Source organism: Sphingomonas pokkalii (assembly GCF_003096275.1).
Taxonomy (GTDB): domain Bacteria; phylum Pseudomonadota; class Alphaproteobacteria; order Sphingomonadales; family Sphingomonadaceae; genus Sphingomonas; species Sphingomonas pokkalii.
The window spans coordinates 2,454,451-2,473,556 of sequence record NZ_QENQ01000001.1 but is presented as its reverse complement, the minus strand read 5'-3'; the positions used below and the strand labels follow the sequence as shown (position 1 = coordinate 2,473,556).

Here is a 19,106-nt window from a genome sequence, read left to right as displayed (position 1 = left end):
CTTCGGCGCCACCTCCCCCTGGCGGGGGAGGATTCAGACGGCGCCGTGCTCGAAGCCGAGGCGGCGGGGCAGGGGGAGCGGCTCGCCTGCATCGTGCAGCGTCAGGCCTTCGCCGTCGCTAAACGCGCCGACGCAGCTGGCCGCAACCGGCAGTGGCAGCCCGGCAGGTGCGGCGAAGAGCAGTTCGTAATCGTCCCCCGCGGTCGCAGCCGCGAGGCGCGCGGCGCGATCCGTGCCGCGCACCGCGTGATAGTCCGCCGACAGCGGCACGGCGGCGAGGTCGATCGTGACGGCAAGCCCGCTCGCCGCGGCCATGCGGGCGGCATCGATCAGCAGACCGTCGGACACGTCCATCATCGCATGAACGCCGGGGGCGAGCGCCTGCCCTTCGGCGAGGCGCGGCGTCGGCCGCCGGTAGCGGGCGAGCAGCGTCGCCGGTCCTTCGCCCGATTGGGCGACCGCGAGGCCGGCACCACCGTCGCCGATGGTGCCGGTAACGTAGAGCAGGTCGCCCGCCTGCGCGCCGTTACGGGCGGGCGCATGGGCGGAACGCCCGATTGCCGTCAGCGACAGCGTGCGCGGGGTGCCCGCCGGCGCCTTCACCGTATCGCCGCCGATCAGCGCGCAGGCGAACGCCCCCAGCGCTTCCTCCAGCCCCGCGAGAAACGCACCGTCCCACGCGTCGTCCCCGGCAAGCGGATAGCCGAGCAGCACCCCTTCCGGCACCGCGCCCTTGGCGGCGAGGTCGGAGAGGTTCACCGCGAGCAGCTTCCAGGCGACATCCTCCGCCGGATCGTCCGGCAGATAATGCACGCCTTCCACCAGCACGTCATGGGTGACGACGAGGTCGCCGAGCACGGCGGTATCGTCGCGCAAGTCCCGCGCGCCGGGATGGAGCGGGAGGTGGCGCAGATAGGCGAGGAACGCCGCTTCGTTCATCCCGCCCGGCACGGGGCAGGGGCGGCCATCAACCGCGCGCTTCCTTGGCGATCGCGTCGAGGATGCCGTTGACGAAGCCCTTTTCGCGGCGATCGTAGAAGGCGTCCGTCACGTCGAGATATTCGCTGATCACCGCCGCGGTCGGCACGTCCTTGCGGGCGAGCAGCTCATAGGTGCCGGCGCGCAGGATCTGGCGCATCGGCTTGTCGAGCCGTTCCAGCGTCCAGCCGGTGCTGAGCTTGCCCGAGATGATGCCATCAATCTCGTCGCGGCGCGCGTCGGTGCCGCTGACGATATCGTCAAAAAAGGCGATGTCGGCATCGGCATATTCGACGTCTTCGATGATCGCGCCGAGCCGGTGCTGGTGGAATTCATGCAGCAGCGCGGGGATCGAGGTGCCCTCCATCTCGCGCTGGTAGAGCGCCTGGACGGCGCCAAGGCGCGCGGCGGCGCGGGCCTTGGAACGGGACTTTGCTTGCGGACTGGCCATAATCTACTTCTATCACTTTAAACGGATCGCCACCGACTTTGCGTGCGCGGGCAGGCCTTCGGCTTCTGCCAGCGCCACGGCAGCGGGGCCGATCGCGGCGAGCCCGGACGGATCCAGGCTCAGGAACGAGGTGCGCTTCATGAAATCGAGCACGGAGAGGCCCGATGCGAAGCGCGCGCGCCGCCCGGTGGGCAGCACATGGTTGGGGCCGGCGACATAATCGCCAACGGCTTCCGGCGTATAGCGGCCGAGGAACACCGAACCCGCATGGCGGACCATGTCGAACAGCGGCTCGGCATCGTCGCAGGCGAGTTCGAGATGCTCGGGGGCGAGGCGATCGACCAGCGGCATCGCCGTCGGCAGGTCCGGCACGAGGATGATCGCACCATTCGCGTCCCAACTGGTGCGCGCGGTGGCACCCGTCGACAGCGTCGCGATCTGCGCATCGACTGCCGCCGCGACCTTGTCGGCGAAGGCGGCGTCGTCAGTGAACAGGATCGACTGGCTGGTGGGATCATGCTCGGCCTGGCTGAGCAGGTCGGCGGCGATCCATTCGGGATCGTTCTTGCCGTCCGCCACCACGACGATCTCGGAGGGCCCTGCCACCATGTCGATGCCGACCACGCCGTAAAGCTGGCGCTTGGCCTCTGCCACCCAGGCATTGCCGGGACCGGTGACGACGTCGACCGGGGCGATCGTGTCGGTGCCATAGGCGAGTGCTGCCACCGCCTGCGCGCCGCCGACGCGGTAGAGTTCGTCCACCCCGGCGACATGCGCGGCGGCGAGGACCAGCGGGTTCACTTCGCCATTGGGCGTCGGGGTCACCATCACCAGCCGTCGCACGCCCGCCGCCTTGGCGGGGATGGCGTTCATCAGCACCGAACTGGGATAGGCCGCGCGCCCACCGGGGACATAGACGCCCGCCGCATCGACCGGCGTCCAGCGCGCGCCGAGGCGGATGCCCTGCGCGTCGGTGTCGTCGCGATCTTCGGGGCGCTGCTTGGCATGGTAGACCGCGATCCGCTCGGCGGCGAGTTCCAGCGCGGCCCGCAGCTCGGGGGTGAGCCCCTCGTAAGCGGCGAGGCAGTCGGCGCGGTCGATCGTCCAGCCCGAGCGGTCGAGATCGTGCTTGTCGAACAGCCGGGTCAGGTCGCGCAGCGCGACATCGCCTTCGTCGCGGACGCGCTTGATGATGTGGGTGACGTTGCGCGCGACATCGTCGTCCGCTTCCCGGCGGGCGTTGACCAGCGCGGTGAAGGCTTGCGTGAAACCGGCGTCGGTGGAGTCGAGGCGGATCATGCCGCGGCCTTTCGGAAGCCATCCACCAGCGGCACGACTTCGCTGGCGCGCGTCTTGAACGCGGCGCGGTTGACGATCAGGCGGCTGGTCACCTGGGCGATGACTTCCACCTCGACAAGGCCGTTTTCCTGCAGCGTGCGGCCCGAGGAGACGAGGTCGACGATGCGCGGGGCGAGGCCCAGCACCGGCGCCAGCTCCATCGCGCCGTTGAGCTTGACGCACTCGGCCTGCACGCCGCGCGCCTCGAAATGGGCGCGGGTGATGTGCGGATATTTCGTCGCGACGCGGACATGGCTCCAGCCGCGCGGATCGTCCTGCTCGGCAAGCGCCACGGGTTCGGCGACCGAGATGCGGCAATGGCCGATGCCCAGGTCTACGGGCGCGTACAGCTCCGAATAGTCGAACTCGGCGAGCACGTCGGACCCCACGATGCCGAGATGCGCGGCGCCATGCGCGACGAAGGTCGCCACGTCGAAGGCGCGCACCCGGATCAGGTCGATCGCGGGATTGTTGGTCGCGAAACGCAGCGCGCGCGAGTTCTTATCGGAAAAGGCCGCTTCGGGCACGATGCCGACCGCCGCCAGCAAGGGCAGCGCCTCTTCGAGAATCCGGCCTTTCGGCACGGCAAGGATCAACGGCTCGGTCATGGGTGCGGGGGCTTTACTTGGGGGCGGCCATGGGCGCAACACGCGCCAAAGGGGAAGCGCATGGCGTCCGAAGCCGAGAACCGCAAGAGTTTTGCCATCCAGGCCGGCTATTGTGCCGCGATGGACGCGCCGATCACCGCGCGCATCTGTACCGCGCTGGGGCAGGGGATCACGCGGAACAGCGAGACCGGGCGACGCGTGCTCGACTGGCCGGGCGAGCCGGTGGCCGACGCGCTGGTGCTGCGGCTGGTCGGCGGCCTGCACGCGCTGCACCGGCGCGGGGTGCCCGAGCTGCGCCGCATCTTCACCGGCGAGGAGACCGATATCGGCCGGATCGGCGCGGCGCTGGACGCGGTGCTGTGCGCCTACGACCTGCCGCTGATGCCCTGGCTCTATGGCCCGCCGCAGACCAACGAGGCGGGGCGATCGGCGGGGTTGATGACCGGCCTGCTCCACCTCGCCCGACGGTTCGGGCCGCGTTTCGATCTGCTGGAGATCGGATCGAGCGGCGGGCTGAACCTCATGATCGGCCGCTATCGCTTCGATCTGGGCGGGGTGGCGCCGGGCCCGGTGGAGTCGCCGGTGACGATCCGGCCCGAATGGCGCGGACCGCCGCCGCCCGATGCCGCCGTGGAGATCGTTTCCGCCCGCGGGGTGGATATCGCGCCGCTCGACCTGACCGACCCGCGCGATGCCGCCCGTCTGGAAGCCTATTGCTGGGTGGATGCGGTGGAACGGCAGGCACGGCTGGCCGCCACGATCGCCATGCTGCAGGCCGAGCCGGTGGCACTGGAACGGGGCGACGCCGCGCACTGGCTTGAAGCGCGGCTGGCGGAGCCGCAGCCGGACGGCGTGACGCGCGTGCTGATGCATTCGGTGGTGTGGCAATATCTGCCCGAGGCGGCGCAGCGGCGCATCACGGCCGCAATGGATGCGGCGGGGGAGGCTGCAACACCGGCGCGGCCGCTCGGCTGGGTAATGATGGAGCCGAACCGCGATCTGAATCGCCACGAGGTGCGCGTGCGCGGCTGGCCGGGCGAGACTCCGATGGAGCTGGTCGCGCTGACCCATGCCCATGGCGCGTGGGTGGAGGGGCTGGCGCCGCCCTTCGCGGTGCACCCTTATGGGATGCGGCCGCATCCGACGCGTTCGGACTAGCACGCAAACGCCTTTCCCAGGTGGCTCGCGATTTTCATCTGGGCATCATTGACACGGATTTCTTTTTGTCAGACTTAACGCGACGCAGCCTGCGCATTCCGGGCTGCGTGGTGCTGCCGTGTAGATCGAGAAAGCTCGAACCCGGCAGGGGGCAAAAAGGGGAGGACAACGTGTCTCACAAACAGATTCTGTTGTTGGGCGTGGCGATGGCGACGCTGGCGAACGCATCGTCGGCATGGGCGCAATCCGCGGCAAACAGCCGCGATACCGTGCAAAATGCTGCTTCTGCGTCCGCGCAATCCGCAGCGGAGGAGGAGGAGATCCTCGTAACCGGCATCCGCGCGAGCCTTGCTTCCGCCCGTGATTTCAAGCGCAATTCGGATTCCATCCTCGATGCGATCGTCGCCGAGGATATCGGAAAGTTGCCTGACAATAATGCTTCGGAGAGCCTAGCGCGCCTGCCGGGCGTGCAGGTCGACCGCTATGCCGACGAAGCGTCGGGCATCCGCATTCGTGGCCTGCCGGACGTGGGTACCTCGTTCAACGGGCGCGAAATCTTCACCGCCGAGAACCGCACCGTGCAGGTGCATGATTTCCCCGCCGGCGCGCTGGCGGCGCTGGAAGTCTATAAGTCGGCGACTGCCGAGCTGATCGAGCCGGGCCTGGCGGGCCTGGTCAACGTTCGTTCGCGCCGCCCCTTCGATTTCAAGGGGCTGGAGATCGCGGGTACGATCCGGGCATCGTACAACGACCAGTCGAAGAAGACGAACCCCAACGGCAACCTGCTGATCAGCGATCGCTGGAACACGCCGATCGGCGAGATGGGCGCCCTTATCAACGTCGCCTATAACCGTTTCTACTACAACAATTCGATCCGCTACACGAACGGCGGCGTCGATCCCGTTGCGAACAGCAAGGCCGCGCTGCCGGCGGGCGAAGCGGCCGACTTCCGGCTGCCCTACAGCGTCGGCCTCTATTATCCGCGCGGCCTGCGCGAGCGTCCGTCGGTGAACGGCGCGTTCCAGTGGAAGCCGGCGGACAATCTGGAAATCTATGCCGACGGCCTGTGGCAGGCCTTCCGCAACCAGGGTTCGACCGAGAGCTTCGACGTCTCGTTGCTGCGCGCGGCACCCAAGAACGCCGCCGGCGTGGAGGTGCCCCCGACGCTGTCGAACATCGTCCGCGTACCGGGCCAGAACAACAAGCTGGTGAGCGTGAGCAAGACCGGTGGCTATCCGGCAGAAATGTTCCGTTCGACCAGCCGCGATTTCACCAACACCTATCAGGCAGCGGCCGGCTTCATCTGGACCACCGGCCGCGCGGTGATCTCCAGCGACTTCGCCTACACCTTCTCGGAATATGGCGCGAACGAGCGGAGCCTCGATTCGCAAACCGCTGCTGCGCCACCGGTCAATGTAATTTTCGAGAAGGACAAGTCGTCCTGGTTCGATCTCGGCAATTACGACATGACGAATCCCGCCAACTATGTTTGGCGCGGCTATTACGAGCGTGAATATTATGTGAGCGGCGCGGGCATCCAGTGGCGCGGCGACGTGGCGTTGGATACCGACATCGAATGGCTGCCGAAGATCAAGGTGGGCCTGCGCGCCACCGATCGCGATGCGAAGCGGCGCCAGGGCAGCCGCTATGCCTATACGCCCACGCTCAACATCCCGATGGGCAGCCTGCCGACCGGCAGCCTGCAGCAAGTGCAGGACGGCTTCCGCGGCGATGGCCCGCCGTTCCGCAACTGGCTGATGCCGTCCTACGACGCGATCCAGGGCAATGCCGAGGCGCTCCGCCAGCTCTCCTACGAGTCGCTGCAGAAGATCGTCGCGGCCAATCCCAACGATCAGGGCTATAAGGATGCGCTGGCGCAATATGCGACCAAGGCGATCCCGATGGACCCCTATGGCGGCTTCTATGCCAAGGAAGCGAGCTACGCCGCCTATGCGCAGGCCAAATACGCGTTCGATGTGGGTATTCCCATCGACGGCACGTTCGGCGTGCGGATCGTCAACACCGATGGCCGCTACACCGGGACGTCGCGCGTGGTGGCCACCGATGGCAAGGTTTCGGCGGTAACCGACACCAATCGCCAGAACTATGTCGACGTGTTGCCGAGCTTCGGCCTGCGGGCCAAGCTGATGCAGGGGCTGCAGGCGCGCCTGGGCTTCACCATGACGCGTACCCGGCCGAGCTATGGCCAGCTAAATCCGGCGTTCAGCATCAATCGCAACGCCGATTTCGGTTCGGGCAGCGGCAATGGTTCGCGCTATGCCTTCTTCGGTTCGGGCGGCAACCCGGACCTGAAGCCGCTGACGTCGAAGAACTACGATGCGACGATCGAATATTATTTCGGCAAGAACGGCGCCGTCAGCGGTGCGGTGTTCTATCGCGATCTGTTCGGCTTCATCAGCGACTATACGCGGGACGTGAACGACCCGACCTATGGCCTGATCCAGATCAGCCGCCCGGAGAATGCCGGTAGCGGCAAGATCAAGGGCTTCGAGGTTTCTGGCCAGACCTTCTTCGACTTCCTGCCCGGCTGGCTGAGCGGGTTCGGCGTGCAGGCGAACCTCACCTATATCGACGCCAAGAACCAGCTGCCCCGCGCGCTCGGCACGTCCCAGCCGATGGTCACACTGACCGGCCTGTCGAAATGGTCGTACAATCTCAGCGGCTTCTATGAGCGTGAGAAGGTTTCGCTGCGTCTTTCGTATAATTATCGCAGCTCTTACATCGATTTCTACAGCCGGAATTCCAGCGATGTGCAGTATACCGGCCAGACGTCGCGCCCAATATCGCGTCTCGATTTCTCCGGATCGTATACGCCGATCGAGAATATCACGCTGACGGCAGAGGTGAACAACATCCTCGCGCAGCCGTACAGCAACTACCGGTACTTCAGCGAGACCCAGTATTATCCCATCGATGTGCGGTACGAGGGCCGCTACTTCAGCGCCGGCGTGCGCTTCCGCTTCTGAACCAATCCAATCGGTTCCTTCCCCGCCTTCGCGCCCGGCTTCGGCCGGGCGTTTTTTTATGCGGGGCGGGCGGCGAGCCAGTCGAGCAGCGCTTCGGTAACGGCGTGCGGCCGTTCCCACGGCGCGAAATGGCCGGCATCGCGAATGGCGACGAAGCTGTAATCAGGGATCAGCGTTTCCAGCCCGTCGACCAGGCAGGGCAGCAGCCCGCGATCCTTCATCCCCCATATCACCAGGGTCGGCTGGGGCTGGAGCGGGAAGGGGCCGTCGATCCAGGCAGGGCGGGGCAGATCCTCGCCGATCGCGGGCACGACCATCGGCGTCGCGCGATACCAGTTGAGCATCGCGGTGAGCGCGCCCGGCTGGCTCCATTGCTCGAGATAGATCGCCTTCTCCTCCGGCGGCACGCGCACCTGGAGGTGCTCGCCGAACAGCGAGAACAGGAATTGCTCGAGCGCCGACTTGTCCGGCACGCGATCCAGATCGGTTTCGCGGAAGAAGCGGATATACTGGCTGGCCCGGCGCTGGCCGGGATCGTCGAACAGCTTGCGCTGAAACACCTGCGGATGCGGCGCGTTGATGATGACGAGCCGGGCAACCCGCTTCGGTTCCCGCAGGGCAGCCATCCAGGCGATCGCGCCGCCCCAATCATGCCCCGCCAGCGTGAAGCGATCGATCGCCAGGGCATCGGCAAGCGCGAACAGATCGGCGGCGATCTTGTCGGCCGCGTAATTCTCCACACCTTCCGGCTTGGAGGAACAGGCATAGCCGCGCTGATCCGGCGCGATGACGAAATGCTCCCGCGCGAGCGCCGGAATCTGGTGCCGCCAGGTGCGGTGCGATTCCGGGAAACCGTGCAGCAGGATGATCGGCGGATGGGCGGGATTGCCTGCAAGGGCGACGTTCAGCGTGACCCCGGTAGCCAGAGATACCATCGTCGTTCGCAGATCCGTCACGCGGCCCTCCCCTGTCCTCGGCGCCAAGGATGCGCCGGTTGCAGGCGCCGCGCAAGCTACGCAATTTCAGGGATAACTGACGGTTTTGGGCACTTCCGGAATGGGGATGAATTCCTTGTCGTCATTGGGCACTTTGGGGAAGGCCCCGGCTTTCCAGTCTTCCTTGGCCTGGTTGATGCGATCGCGGCTGGACGAGACGAAGTTCCACCACACGTGACGGGGGGTGGCGAACGCTTCCCCGCCGCAGAACATCACCCGCCCGCCGCGTTCCGAACGCAGCGTGGCGCGCACGCCGGGGCGAAGGATGTAGAGCGTCATCGGGACCAGCGGCATCCCGTCCAGGCTGGCATCCCCGGTGGCGACGTAGAGCGCGCGTTCGTCTGCCGCGGCGTCGATCGGGATGCTGGCGCCGCCCTCCAGCGCGATATCGGCATAGATGGTCTGGGCATAGGTGGTGGTCGGCGCGGCGGCGCCCCATAGCTCGCCCATGATGATGCGGGCGCGGGCGCCATGGGCTTCCACGATCGGCAGGTCGGCGGCGGCGACATGTTCGAACGCCGGGTCGCGCTCCTCATCGGCTTCAGGCAGCGCGAGCCAGGTCTGGATACCGGACAGTTCCGGCCCCTTCTCGCGTTCGGCCGAGGGCGAGCGCTCCGAATGGACGATGCCGCGGCCGGCGGTCATCAGGTTCACCGCGCCGGGTTCGATCGTCGCGAAGGTGCCGAGCGAATCGCGATGGTCGATCGCGCCGGCGAACAGATAGGTGACGGTGGCGAGGTTGATGTGCGGATGCGGGCGGACATCGATGCCGGTGCCGACATCTAGAATCGCCGGCCCCATCTGATCGAAGAAGATGAACGGCCCCACCATGGTACGCGGGCGCGAGGGCAGGGTGCGATGCACCTTGAAGCCGCCGAGATCGTGCGTGCTGGGCTCGATCGTCTGGGTTACGAGGTCGTCACGCATCGTCGCTCTCCTGTTCGGAACAGAGCGATAGCGGCTCGCGACCCGATCGCCCAGCCAAACCAGGGGATAGGATCGCGAACACAGGGTTTCCCGAACCGCGCCGTGCCGGGCGGTTACTCGCCGGGCGCGGTTGCCTTGATGGCCAACGCGTGGATGCGGGTGGCAAGCAGATCGGCCAGCGCGCGATTGACCAGGCGTTGCCGCGCGACGCGGTTGAGGCCTGCGAATTCCGGGCTTTCGATCGTTACCGTGAAGTGCGATTCCCCGGTGCCGTCATCGCCCAGATGCCCGCGATGCTGGGCGCTGTCGTTGCTGACATGCAGGTGCGACGGGGTGAGCGCGTGGCGCAGGCGATCGGCGATCAGATCGGCCAACGGGCCGGTGGCGAGGTCGGTCATCGGGCCTATATAGGCCGTTTGTTCGAGGGAGTCGCGTGGCTAGTCGTCAGCCGAAGAAGGATCGTCCGCATACCCGTTTCCATGGGCGCGTGGAGGCGGAAGGAAGATTGTGCGCAGAGCCGGGCTGCACCGCCGCCGGCGAATTCCGGGCGCCCGCGCGCGAAGGCGCAAGCAGCGGCTTCGACGGGCCGCCGCCGTTCCGCTGGCTGTGCCTGGACCATGTCCGCGCGTTCAATGCCGGCTATAATTTCTTCGCGGGGATGACGCCCGAGGAGATTCAGGAAGCCCAGCGGCCGACCGCCGGCTGGGAGCGGGCGGCGCGCCCCTTCACCGCCAATCCGGACGTGCCGCCGCGCTGGGCCGATTTCGCCGATCCGCTCGACGCCATCGGCGCGCGTTTCCGCGATCGGATGAAGGACCGGGCCGAGCGCCAGGACGGGCGACCGCTTTCGGGCAAGGATCGCGAGGCGCTGAAGGTGCTGGACCTGACGATCGACTCGGACCGGACGGCGCTGCGCAAGCGCTATTCGGAGCTGGTGCGCAAATATCACCCCGATCGCAACGGCGGCGATCGCAGCCACGAAGCGCGGTTGCGCAGCGTGATCGAGGCCTATCAGCAGCTCAAGGGGGCGCCCGCCTTCGCGTGAATAGTTGCGCCGTCCCAGCGTGCATGATAGCGCCCCCCGCTTGAATGGGGCCAATCCGCGCCCCTCCATCAGGCATTTCGGAAACCCATGTTCTCCTCTCCAGCATATGCACAGGCTACGGGCGCAGGCAGCACGGCCGCCGGGATCGTTTCGATTCTTCCGCTCGTCCTGATCTTCGTCGTCTTCTACTTCCTGATGATCCGTCCGCAGCAGAAGCGGATGAAGTCGCTGCAGGACGCGGTGAAGGCGGTGAAGAAGAATGACACGGTCATCACCGCCGGCGGCCTGATCGGCAAGGTGACCAAGGTGGACGAGACCGAAGTCGAAATCGAACTCGGCCCGAACGTGAAGGTGCGCGCGGTCAAATCCACGCTCGCCGAAGTGCGCCCGCTGGGCGCCAAGCCTGCGAACGACTGATGCTCGATTTCCCGCGCTGGAAGGTCTGGACGATCCTGATCGGGATCGCCGCCATGGTGCTGCTCGCGGTGCCGAGCCTGGTGCCGGAGAATATCCGCAACACCTGGCCGAGCTGGGTGCCCAAGCCTGCCGTCAATCTCGGCCTCGATCTGGCGGGCGGTTCGTATCTGCTGCTCGAAGCCGATACGAGCGACGTGCAGCAGACCAAGCTGGAGCAGATGCGCGAGCAGGTGCGCCTGGCGATGCGCCGCGATCCGCGCGTGGATGTGGGCGACATCTCGATCCAGGGCGGCAAGCTGAGCTTCATGGTGCGCGATCCGAGCAAGGTGGATGCCGCGCGCGAGAAGCTGCTGCCGATGACCAACGGCGTCGGCACCACCGGCCAGCGCGACTGGGACATCACCGTTCGCGACTCCAGCGTTTTCGTGCTGACGCCGACCAAGGCCGGGCTGGAGCAGCAGATCGATACCGCGATGAGCGACGCCCGCGAAGTGGTCGACAAGCGCATCAACGCGCTCGGCACCCGCGAGCCGACCGTGGTGCGCGAAGGCTCCAACCGGATCGTCGTGCAGGTGCCGGGCCTCAAGGATCCCAGCCAGCTCAAGGAACTGCTCGGCAAGACGGCCAAGCTGGAATTCAAGCTGGTCGATACCAGCGTGACGCCGCAGCAGATCGCCAGCGGCGACATCCCCGTCACCTCGCAGCTGCTGCAATATGAAAATGGCGCGCCGATCGTGGTCAATCGCACCGCGATGATCACCGGCGACATGCTGGTCGATGCCAAGCAGAGCTATGACCAGCAGGGCCGGCCCGACGTGACGTTGCAGCTCAACGGCGCCGGCGCCAAGCGCTTCGCGCGGGTGACGCAGGAAAATACCGGCAAGCCCTTCGCGATCATCGTCGACAACAAGGTGATCTCGGCACCGAACATCAACGAGCCGATCCTGGGCGGCAGCGCCTCGATCTCGGGTGGCTTCACCGTGGACAGCGCCAACCAGCTCGCCATCGCGCTGCGTTCGGGCAAGCTGCCGATCGCGCTGAAGGTGGCACAGGAATCGACGGTCAGCCCCGAGCTCGGCAACGATTCGATCCGCGCCGGCGTCACCGCCTCGATCATCGCCATCGTCGCGGTCGTGGTGTTCATGGTTCTCACCTATGGCCGCTTCGGCGTCTATGCGAACATCGCCGTCACCATCAACGTGCTGGTGATCCTGGCAGTGATGGGGCTGCTCCACGCGACGCTGACGCTGCCGGGCATCGCCGGCTTCGTCCTCACCATCGGCACCGCGGTCGACGCCAATGTGCTGATCAACGAGCGTATCCGCGAGGAGCGCCGGCGCGGCCGCAGCGTGATGCAGGCGGTGGAGCTGGGCTATAAGGAAGCCAGCCGCACCATCTTCGAAGCCAATGTCACCCATGCGATCGCCGGTCTGATCATGCTGGTGCTCGGCTCCGGCCCGATCCGCGGCTTCGCGGTGGTGCTGTTGATCGGTATCGCCAGCTCCGTCTTCACCGCCGTGGTGTTCACGCGCATGCTCGTCACGCTCTGGCTGCGCAAGAACCGCCCGAGCGAGATCCATATTTAAGGAAGCGCCGACATGCGGCTCCTCAAGATCGTTCCCGACAACACCAATATCGGCTTCGTCCGCGTCCGTGCCATCGCGTTCGCGATCACCGCGCTGCTGACGATCGCCGCGATCGGATTGGTCGCGGTACGCGGCCTGAATCTGGGCGTCGACTTTGTCGGCGGCGTCTCGATCGAGGAACAGTTCAAGACCGTCCCGCCGCTCGACGAACTGCGCGAGACGGTGAACGGGCTCGGCTATGGCGAGACGACGCTGCAGCAGATGGGCGGCAAGAACCTGGTCACCATCCGCCTGCCACCGGCACGGTCGAGCGATCCTGCCGCGACCGATGCGATGGTGGAGCGGGTGAAGAGCGCGGTCGCGGCCAAGTTCCCGGGTGCGACCTTCTCCACCTATTCCACTGTTTCCGGCAAGGTTTCGAACGAGCTGATCCGCAACGGCGTGCTCGCGGTGCTGCTGGCGATCATCGGCATCGCGATCTTCTCCTGGCTGCGCTACGAATGGCAGTTCGGCGTTTCCACCGCGGTCGCGATCATCCACGACGTGCTGATGACGCTGGGCTTCTTCGCGCTGACCCGGCTGGTGTTCGACCTGAACATCGTCGCGGCGGTGCTGACGATCATCGGCTATTCGATCAACGACAAGATGGTGATCGACGATCGCATCCGCGAGAACATGCGCAAATATCGCAAGATGGGTATGAGCGAGCTGATCGACCTGTCGGTCAACGAAACGCTGCCGCGTACCGTGATGACCTCGGTCACCATCCTGCTGGCGCTGGGCGCATTGCTGATCTGGGGTGGCCATGTGCTGCGCGGCTTCACCGCTGCGATGATGCTGGGCATCATCGTCGGCACCTACTCCTCGGTCTATGTGTCGTCGTCGTTGCTGATCACGCTGGGGCTGAAGCCGGGCGCGAAGCCTGAAAAGGCGGATTCGATCGCCAGCAACGCCGAGCGCGTAGGCCCGCGCGAAAAGCCGTGAGCGGGATGAAGATCGAGCGCCGCAGCGCCGAAGGGCCGTTGATCTCCGGCTTTTCGGGCGGCGGCTTTCGCGTCGACGAGAATGTCTATCACGGGTTGATCATCACGCCCCAGCGTGCCGATGGCTGGGCGCCGCCGCCGGTTGCCGAACTGAGCGAGGCGGACCTGGCGCCGGCCTTCGCGCTGGACCTGCAGCCCGAATTCCTGTTGCTGGGCACCGGCGCGACGCTGGTTCGGCCGCCGCTTGCCCTTGTGAAGGCGCTGGAGAAGCGCGGCATCGGCATCGAGGCGATGGACAGCCGGGCCGCGGCGCGCGCCTGGGGGGTGTTGCGGGCCGAACTGCGCTGGGTGGCGGGCGCGCTCTACCCGCTGGCCTGAGCCTCGTCGGCGAACAGCGCCGGCAGGGTTTGCGCCAGCCGCGCCAGCGCCGCATCCCAGCGATCCGGATCGAACGGCCGCGCGACATGCGCCAGCACGTCGTCGTCCCGCGCAAGCGGGTCGATGGCGTCGTTCAGCAGATACTGCGCGAACCATAGCCGGGCCTGCTCGGGATCAGGACGACGGGCGGTGCCGGCGGCGATGTCTTCAAGGAACGGCGCCATCGCCCGATAGGGCTGCAGCCAGTCGCCGGTGGCGAAGCGGGTCTCGCGCTGCATCGGGACCCCGAAAAAGGCGGCCAGGGCAAAGGTCTTCGAATCGCCGACCATCATCCCGTCGGCATGGCGCGCCATCGCGAGCGTCGCCGGCAGCATGCCGATCCGCGGCGGCAGCAGCACGACATTGTCGCACGCGCCCACCGTTTCGATCAGCGAGGCGGCATCGACATGGGCATCGTTGAGCGGGTGGTTCGACGCGACCAGCGTGAACCGGTCGCCGAGCTGCGCGGAGAGTGCGCTAACCAGCGACGAATTGGGCCGCGTGACCAGCCGGTGCATGGCGAAGAAATTGTCGTCGGTCTCGCATTCGAGCGGCAGCAGCAGCACGGGGCGATCCGCCGCAATGCCGAAGCGCGCAAACAGCGCCTCGCGCTCGCCGGGCGCAGGGGCGAGGCGCCGCTGGAGCCGTTCCCATGCCGGCGCGATCATCGCCTTGAGCCGTGCGGCCTCTGCCGCAGCCATCGGCGCGAGCAGCCCATGATCGTGCGGGCGCCCGGCGAGCTGCAGCCAGCGCGGCGGCGGCGCGAAGGGCTCGTACCGCCCCTCCATCAGCAGCCGGACGCTGCCGGGGAAGTGCTGCACCGTCGCGTGATCTGCGGTGCGGCACAGCACCACGTCCGGCGCCAAGCCGCGTACGAAGGCGATCAGGCCCTCGGCGTCCTCGGGGACGGTGCGGGTGCTGGGATGATCGGCACCGTCCATCATGTACCAGTGGACGTCCGACAGGTCCGTGCAACGGCCCAGTTCCTCTGGCCCCAGGCCGGTGCCCCGCCAGGGGACGGGGGCCAGCACGTGCACCTCATGCTGTTCGGCGACGCGGCGGATCAGCGGTTCGACGATGTGGACGAACCACCAGTTGGTGATCATCGGCAGGTAAAAGAGGACCCGCTGGCGCTGCTCGGCGTGGGGAAGGGGCGACACGGGAACTCCGTCGGCGAGAGAAGCTGTTTAGCTTATAGGCGCGGCCGGGCATTGCCGACACCCGCCCGGCAGATTCCGCCTATACGCGCACGGGGCCGGAGTTCCGCAGCTCGCAACCCGTTCGGGTAACGGGGCGATGCGGCTATTGTTTCGACGCGGCGTCTGGGGCCTGGTCGGCGGCGGCCTGCCGCCGGGCGGCCTCGGCTTTCTTCTTCTTGCCCTGATCGTAATGCCATTTGATGGCGAAGAACATGCCGGTGCCGAACACCGCTATCTTGAATGTACCCAGCAGGATCGGGACCCAGATCATCGCTATCACCTAACAGTATCGATGGGGCGTCGCCCCCCTTCCCGAGCCTGGATTGGGCGCCGGCGGGGAGGGGGGCAGCGCGTGGAACGGTGAAGTTTCGGCGCTTCAGCCCTGCTTTACCTGGTACTTCGCCCGGAAGTCATTCGCGAACGCGGTCAGCCGCTGTTCCTCGATCGCCGCGCGCAGGTCGGCCATCAGATTCTGGTAGAACCAGAGATTGTGCTCGGTCATCAGCATCGCGCCGAGGATCTCGCCGGCGCGGACGAGGTGGTGGAGATAGGCGCGGCTCCAGGTGCTGCACACCGGGCAGGAGCAGGCGGGGTCGAGCGGGCCCTGGTCCTCGGCGAACTTCGCGTTGCGGATGTTGATCGGGCCGCCGCGCGTAAACGCCTGGCCGGTGCGGCCCGAGCGGGTGGGCAGCACGCAATCGAACATGTCGATGCCGCGCTCGACCGCGCCGACAATGTCGTCCGGCTTGCCCACACCCATCAGGTAGCGCGGCTTGGTTTCGTCGAGCTGGCCGGGGGCATAGTCGAGCACGCCGAACATCGCCTCCTGGCCCTCGCCGACCGCCAGGCCGCCGACCGCATAGCCATCGAAGCCGATATCCTTCAGCGCGTCGGCGCTGGCCTTGCGCAACCCCTCGTCGAGTGCGCCCTGCTGGATGCCGAACAGTGCGGCGCGGGCGGCATGTTCCTCGCCCGAATCGAAGCCGGCGCGGCTGCGCTTCGCCCAGCGCATCGAGCGTTCCATCGCCTTGGCCTGCACCTCGCGGGTTGAGGTGGTCGGCACCAGCTCGTCGAACGCCATGACGATGTCGGACCCCAGCAGCCGCTGGATCTCCATCGAGCGTTCGGGGCTCATCATGTGGCGCGAGCCGTCGAGGTGCGAGGCGAAGGCGACGCCTTCCTCGCTGCGCTTGGTGAGTTCCGAGAGGCTCATCACCTGATAGCCGCCGGAATCGGTGAGGATCGGGCGATCCCAGCCCATGAACTTGTGCAGGCCGCCCAGCCGCGCGACCCGCTCGGCGGTGGGGCGCAGCATCAGGTGATAGGTGTTGCCGAGCAGGATGTCGGCGCCCGAGGCGCGCACGTCCTGCGGCTTCACCGCTTTCACGGTGGCGGCGGTGCCGACCGGCATGAAGGCAGGGGTGCGGATCTCGCCGCGCTGCATGGCGATGGTGCCGCGGCGCGCCTTGCCGTCGGTTGCGTGGATGGTGAACTGGAAACGGGGCATGGTGCGCTATTGGCGCGTTCCGGCGGGGAAGGAAAGGGAGAGGACCGAGGATGGCGAGCGACAGGATCGAGCCGGCCAATCTGCTGGCGGCATTGCCCGATGCGCGCAGCGGTGAAGTTTTCACCGAACTGCTGACGCGGCCCGGAGTCCGCATCGAACGCATCGTCTCGCGCGGGCAGGCGACGCCGGCGGAGAAGCCGATGGTGCAGGACTGGGCGGAATGGGTGGTGCTGCTCGAAGGCGCGGCCGGTATCCGCATCGAGGGTTCGGCGGAGATGCGGCTCGGGCCCGGCGACCATCTGCTGATCGCTGCCGGGCAGCGGCATTGGGTCACCTGGACCGCGCCCGACCGGCCGAGCGTTTGGCTGGCCGTGCATTTCGAAGGATAGGGGCGCCGCGATCGCGGCGCCGCCCAACCGGCGCGCTCTAGGGAAGCAGCAGCCCCGCCAGCGCCGCCGACATCAGGTTGGCGAGGCTGCCGGCCACCAGCGCCTTGAGGCCCAGCCGCGCGATCACCGGCCGCTGGTTCGGCGCCAGGCTGCCGGTTGCCGCCATCTGGATGGCGATCGAGCTGAAATTGGCGAAGCCGCACAGCGCGAAGGTGATGATCGCCTTGCTGCGCGGGGCCAGGTCTGCCGCCTTGCCGAGATCGATGAAGGCGACGAATTCGTTGAGCACGACCTTCGTGCCGAACAGGCCGCCCGCGGTCATCGCTTCGTGCCAGGGGATGCCGAGAAGTGCCATCACGGGGGCGAAGATCGTGCCGATGATCGACTGGAAGCTCAGCGCCGGATAGCCGAACCAGCCGCCCACCGCCGCCAGCAGGCCGTTGGCAAGCGCGACGAGCGCGACGAAGGCAAGCACCATCGCGCCGACCGCCACCGCGATCTTCACGCCGGTGGATGCCCCGGTCGCCGCCGCCATGATGATATTGGCGGCGCGTTCTTCCTGGAAATCCTCCTCGGCGACTCGGATCACCTCGTCTTCGCCGGTCAGCGGTGCATCGTCGACGACGGGTTCGTCCGGCATGATGATCTTGGCCATCATCAAGCCGCCCGGCGCCGCCATGAACGATGCGGCGAGCAGATAGGGCAGCGATGCCGGGCCGAGCAGGCTAGCATAGGCGGCGAGGATCGTGCCGGCGATGCCCGCCATGCCGACGCTCATCACCGCAAAGACCTGCGAGGGGGCAAGCCGGGCGAGATAGGGGCGGATCACCAGCGGTGCCTCGCTCTGGCCGACGAAGATGTTCGCCGCCGCGCACAGCGATTCGACCTTGCTGACGCCGGTCACCTTTTCGATCGCGCCGCCGATCCAGCGGACCACGAACTGCATGATGCCGAGATGGTAGAGGATCGATACGAGCGCCGCGAAGAACACGATGACCGGCAGCGCGGCGATCGCGAAGCTCTGGCCGCCCAGCTCGGGCCTGGCGAGATTGCCGAACAGGAAGCTGGTGCCGGCGCTGGCATATGCCAGCAGCGCGGAGACCCCGCTGGCCATCGCGTGCAGCCCGGCCTGGCCCCAGCTGGTGCGCAGGACGAGGATGGCGGTGCCGGCCTGGAGCGCAAAGGCGGCGCCCACCACGCGCAGGCGAATCGCGCGGCGGTTGCTGGAAAGCAGGAAGGCGATGCCCAAGATCGCCAGCACCCCGAAAATGCCGCTCGGGAAATGAGTCATTCTGAAGTCGTATGTCCCCACGCCAGCGGAATCCCTGCCAGCAAACCTGCCGACCATACACGCGGCGGCGCATCTTGCCAGAGGCTTGCGAATGTGGGGCGGGGGACCGCACAGGATGTGCGCCATCTTCCACCGCGCCCGCTTTGGCGCTAGCACCCGGCGATGGATACCCCCAAGCTCGCCATCCCGCGTTCGCTCTTCGTGTTCTCGATCCTGTATGGCGGCATGGTCTGCATGGCGGGCGTGCTGGGGGTGAAGCAGGTCGCGCTGGGGCCGCTGGCGGTGGAGGCGGGGATCTTCGCCTTCCTGCTGCTCGTGGTGCTGTCGAGCGCGGTCGCCGAGCTGCACGGCCAGGCGATCGCCACCGGGCTGGTGCGGCTGGGCTTCGTGCCGCTGCTGATGTCCGCCGCGCTGATCCAGCTGGTGCTGATCCTGCCGACCGATCCCGGCATGTACCCGCCCGCGATCGCCGCCTTCCCGATCGTGGTCGGGCAGGGGATGCGGATGATGCTCGCCGGCTTCATCTCCTACGGCACGTCGCAGACGCTCAACGTGTTCATCTTCAACAAGCTGCGTGGGCAGGAGGGGCCGAGCGGCCTCGTATGGTTCCGCGGCATGGTGGCCAGCGTCGTCTCGCAGATCGTCGATACCGTGCTGTTCATCAGCATCTCCTTCCTCGGCGAGCGGCCGATCCTGGAACTGATGGCCGGCCAGATGCTCACCAAGGTGGTGTTGTCGATCGTGCTCGTGCCGTTCCTGATCACCGGCGCGGTGGCACTGGGACGCGCACTCGATGGACGTAGGCGCTAACCGGCACTAAAGGGCCGCGC

General features: G+C 66.9%; 20 protein-coding genes. 9 read left to right on the top strand and 11 right to left on the bottom strand.

The features are described from left to right. Nucleotides 1-33: 33 nt before the first annotated feature. The 4 genes from thiL to hisG are packed head-to-tail and all read right to left on the bottom strand — an operon-like array spanning nucleotide 34 to nucleotide 3,375. Nucleotides 34-939 carry a thiamine-phosphate kinase gene (gene thiL, locus DD559_RS11340; protein WP_116469269.1) on the bottom strand — a complete coding sequence of 302 codons (906 nt, stop codon included), beginning with the start codon at nucleotides 937-939 and terminating at the stop codon, nucleotides 34-36. A 28-nt stretch (nucleotides 940-967) separates the two neighbouring features. Continuing rightward, nucleotides 968-1,429: a transcription antitermination factor NusB gene (nusB, locus tag DD559_RS11335; RefSeq protein ID WP_116469268.1), complete on the bottom strand. Its 462-nt coding sequence runs from the start codon at nucleotides 1,427-1,429 to the stop codon at nucleotides 968-970. Between the two features lie 12 nt (nucleotides 1,430-1,441). Further along, a complete protein-coding gene (gene hisD, locus DD559_RS11330) occupies nucleotides 1,442-2,728 on the bottom strand; it encodes a histidinol dehydrogenase (RefSeq protein WP_116469267.1) in 1,287 nt (428 codons plus the stop codon). Further along, nucleotides 2,725-3,375: an ATP phosphoribosyltransferase gene (gene hisG / locus DD559_RS11325; RefSeq protein WP_116469266.1), complete on the bottom strand. Its 651-nt coding sequence runs from the start codon at nucleotides 3,373-3,375 to the stop codon at nucleotides 2,725-2,727. Before hisG ends, hisD begins: the two co-directional genes overlap by 4 nt. A gap of 60 nt (nucleotides 3,376-3,435) precedes the next feature. Here hisG and DD559_RS11320 point away from each other — a divergent pair, with 60 nt between their 5' ends. Together DD559_RS11320 and DD559_RS11315 are read left to right on the top strand one after the other, a co-directional pair. Further along, on the top strand, nucleotides 3,436-4,533 hold the full coding sequence (locus DD559_RS11320) for a DUF2332 domain-containing protein (RefSeq protein WP_116469265.1): 1,098 nt from the start codon (nucleotides 3,436-3,438) through the stop codon (nucleotides 4,531-4,533). Between the two features lie 170 nt (nucleotides 4,534-4,703). Next, the gene (locus DD559_RS11315) at nucleotides 4,704-7,520 is read left to right on the top strand and encodes a TonB-dependent receptor (protein ID WP_165831078.1); all 2,817 of its coding nucleotides are present in this window, start codon (nucleotides 4,704-4,706) and stop codon (nucleotides 7,518-7,520) included. Between the two features lie 56 nt (nucleotides 7,521-7,576). Here the strand turns inward: DD559_RS11315 and DD559_RS11310 are convergent, their stop codons facing one another. From DD559_RS11310 to DD559_RS11300, 3 genes are all read right to left on the bottom strand, one after another. Beyond that, complete coding sequence (locus DD559_RS11310) at nucleotides 7,577-8,476, bottom strand: alpha/beta fold hydrolase (RefSeq protein ID WP_116469263.1); 900 nt, start codon at nucleotides 8,474-8,476, stop codon at nucleotides 7,577-7,579. 66 nt (nucleotides 8,477-8,542) lie between these two features. Then, nucleotides 8,543-9,442 (bottom strand): pirin family protein, encoded by a 900-nt coding sequence (locus DD559_RS11305; protein WP_116469262.1) that lies wholly within the window; start codon nucleotides 9,440-9,442, stop codon nucleotides 8,543-8,545. Nucleotides 9,443-9,555: 113 nt separating this feature from the next. Continuing rightward, nucleotides 9,556-9,840, bottom strand: coding sequence for a BolA family protein (locus tag DD559_RS11300; protein ID WP_116469261.1), 285 nt, complete (start codon nucleotides 9,838-9,840; stop codon nucleotides 9,556-9,558). Between the two features lie 35 nt (nucleotides 9,841-9,875). On the opposite strand from DD559_RS11300, the gene DD559_RS11295 reads away from it, so the two are divergent. From DD559_RS11295 to DD559_RS11275, 5 genes are all read left to right on the top strand, one after another. Beyond that, nucleotides 9,876-10,487, top strand: a complete 612-nt coding sequence (locus DD559_RS11295) for a J domain-containing protein (protein ID WP_116469260.1) — start codon at nucleotides 9,876-9,878, stop codon at nucleotides 10,485-10,487. An 87-nt stretch (nucleotides 10,488-10,574) separates the two neighbouring features. Then, nucleotides 10,575-10,904: a preprotein translocase subunit YajC gene (gene yajC / locus DD559_RS11290; RefSeq protein WP_116469259.1), complete on the top strand. Its 330-nt coding sequence runs from the start codon at nucleotides 10,575-10,577 to the stop codon at nucleotides 10,902-10,904. Beyond that, nucleotides 10,904-12,490 (top strand): protein translocase subunit SecD, encoded by a 1,587-nt coding sequence (gene secD, locus DD559_RS11285; RefSeq protein ID WP_116469258.1) that lies wholly within the window; start codon nucleotides 10,904-10,906, stop codon nucleotides 12,488-12,490. The genes yajC and secD overlap by 1 nt, the downstream gene beginning before the upstream one ends. A 12-nt stretch (nucleotides 12,491-12,502) precedes the next feature. Continuing rightward, nucleotides 12,503-13,474: a protein translocase subunit SecF gene (gene secF, locus DD559_RS11280; RefSeq protein ID WP_116469257.1), complete on the top strand. Its 972-nt coding sequence runs from the start codon at nucleotides 12,503-12,505 to the stop codon at nucleotides 13,472-13,474. Nucleotides 13,475-13,479: 5 nt separating this feature from the next. Further along, on the top strand, nucleotides 13,480-13,851 hold the full coding sequence (locus DD559_RS11275) for an Mth938-like domain-containing protein (protein WP_116469256.1): 372 nt from the start codon (nucleotides 13,480-13,482) through the stop codon (nucleotides 13,849-13,851). Here DD559_RS11275 and DD559_RS11270 read toward each other — a convergent pair. From DD559_RS11270 to tgt, 3 genes are all read right to left on the bottom strand, one after another. Then, entirely contained in the window at nucleotides 13,836-15,050 is a 1,215-nt protein-coding gene (locus DD559_RS11270; protein WP_116469255.1) for a hypothetical protein, read from the bottom strand. The genes DD559_RS11275 and DD559_RS11270 overlap by 16 nt on opposite strands. Before the next feature lie 142 nt (nucleotides 15,051-15,192). Further along, nucleotides 15,193-15,360 (bottom strand): hypothetical protein, encoded by a 168-nt coding sequence (locus DD559_RS19820; RefSeq protein WP_165831077.1) that lies wholly within the window; start codon nucleotides 15,358-15,360, stop codon nucleotides 15,193-15,195. 105 nt (nucleotides 15,361-15,465) lie between these two features. Then, entirely contained in the window at nucleotides 15,466-16,596 is a 1,131-nt protein-coding gene (gene tgt, locus DD559_RS11265) for a tRNA guanosine(34) transglycosylase Tgt (RefSeq protein ID WP_116469254.1), read from the bottom strand. A 50-nt stretch (nucleotides 16,597-16,646) separates the two neighbouring features. On the opposite strand from tgt, the gene DD559_RS11260 reads away from it, so the two are divergent. After that, the gene (locus DD559_RS11260) at nucleotides 16,647-16,985 is read left to right on the top strand and encodes a cupin domain-containing protein (RefSeq protein WP_116469253.1); all 339 of its coding nucleotides are present in this window, start codon (nucleotides 16,647-16,649) and stop codon (nucleotides 16,983-16,985) included. A 37-nt stretch (nucleotides 16,986-17,022) separates the two neighbouring features. Here DD559_RS11260 and DD559_RS11255 read toward each other — a convergent pair whose 3' ends face one another. Next, nucleotides 17,023-18,276, bottom strand: a complete 1,254-nt coding sequence (locus DD559_RS11255; protein ID WP_116469252.1) for a NupC/NupG family nucleoside CNT transporter — start codon at nucleotides 18,274-18,276, stop codon at nucleotides 17,023-17,025. A 162-nt stretch (nucleotides 18,277-18,438) separates the two neighbouring features. Between DD559_RS11255 and DD559_RS11250 the strand changes: the two genes are divergently transcribed. Further along, on the top strand, nucleotides 18,439-19,086 hold the full coding sequence (locus DD559_RS11250; protein WP_116469251.1) for a queuosine precursor transporter: 648 nt from the start codon (nucleotides 18,439-18,441) through the stop codon (nucleotides 19,084-19,086). The last annotated feature ends 20 nt before the right edge of the window (nucleotides 19,087-19,106 follow it).

Excerpts from the sequence above, each read along its gene's own strand:
- hisG (WP_116469266.1), bottom strand. The coding sequence starts at position 3,375 with ATGACCGAGCCGTTGATCCTTGCCGTGCCGAAAGGCCGGATTCTCGAA.
- DD559_RS11275 (WP_116469256.1), top strand. The coding sequence starts at position 13,480 with ATGAAGATCGAGCGCCGCAGCGCCGAAGGGCCGTTGATCTCCGGCTTT.
- secD (WP_116469258.1), top strand. The coding sequence starts at position 10,904 with ATGCTCGATTTCCCGCGCTGGAAGGTCTGGACGATCCTGATCGGGATC.
- DD559_RS11300 (WP_116469261.1), bottom strand. The coding sequence starts at position 9,840 with ATGACCGACCTCGCCACCGGCCCGTTGGCCGATCTGATCGCCGATCGC.
- DD559_RS11305 (WP_116469262.1), bottom strand. The coding sequence starts at position 9,442 with ATGCGTGACGACCTCGTAACCCAGACGATCGAGCCCAGCACGCACGAT.
- DD559_RS11260 (WP_116469253.1), top strand. The coding sequence starts at position 16,647 with ATGGCGAGCGACAGGATCGAGCCGGCCAATCTGCTGGCGGCATTGCCC.
- DD559_RS11255 (WP_116469252.1), bottom strand. The coding sequence starts at position 18,276 with ATGACTCATTTCCCGAGCGGCATTTTCGGGGTGCTGGCGATCTTGGGC.
- DD559_RS11320 (WP_116469265.1), top strand. The coding sequence starts at position 3,436 with ATGGCGTCCGAAGCCGAGAACCGCAAGAGTTTTGCCATCCAGGCCGGC.
- secF (WP_116469257.1), top strand. The coding sequence starts at position 12,503 with ATGCGGCTCCTCAAGATCGTTCCCGACAACACCAATATCGGCTTCGTC.
- yajC (WP_116469259.1), top strand. The coding sequence starts at position 10,575 with ATGTTCTCCTCTCCAGCATATGCACAGGCTACGGGCGCAGGCAGCACG.
- thiL (WP_116469269.1), bottom strand. The coding sequence starts at position 939 with ATGAACGAAGCGGCGTTCCTCGCCTATCTGCGCCACCTCCCGCTCCAT.
- tgt (WP_116469254.1), bottom strand. The coding sequence starts at position 16,596 with ATGCCCCGTTTCCAGTTCACCATCCACGCAACCGACGGCAAGGCGCGC.
- DD559_RS19820 (WP_165831077.1), bottom strand. The coding sequence starts at position 15,360 with ATGATCTGGGTCCCGATCCTGCTGGGTACATTCAAGATAGCGGTGTTC.
- DD559_RS11250 (WP_116469251.1), top strand. The coding sequence starts at position 18,439 with ATGGATACCCCCAAGCTCGCCATCCCGCGTTCGCTCTTCGTGTTCTCG.
- nusB (WP_116469268.1), bottom strand. The coding sequence starts at position 1,429 with ATGGCCAGTCCGCAAGCAAAGTCCCGTTCCAAGGCCCGCGCCGCCGCG.
- hisD (WP_116469267.1), bottom strand. The coding sequence starts at position 2,728 with ATGATCCGCCTCGACTCCACCGACGCCGGTTTCACGCAAGCCTTCACC.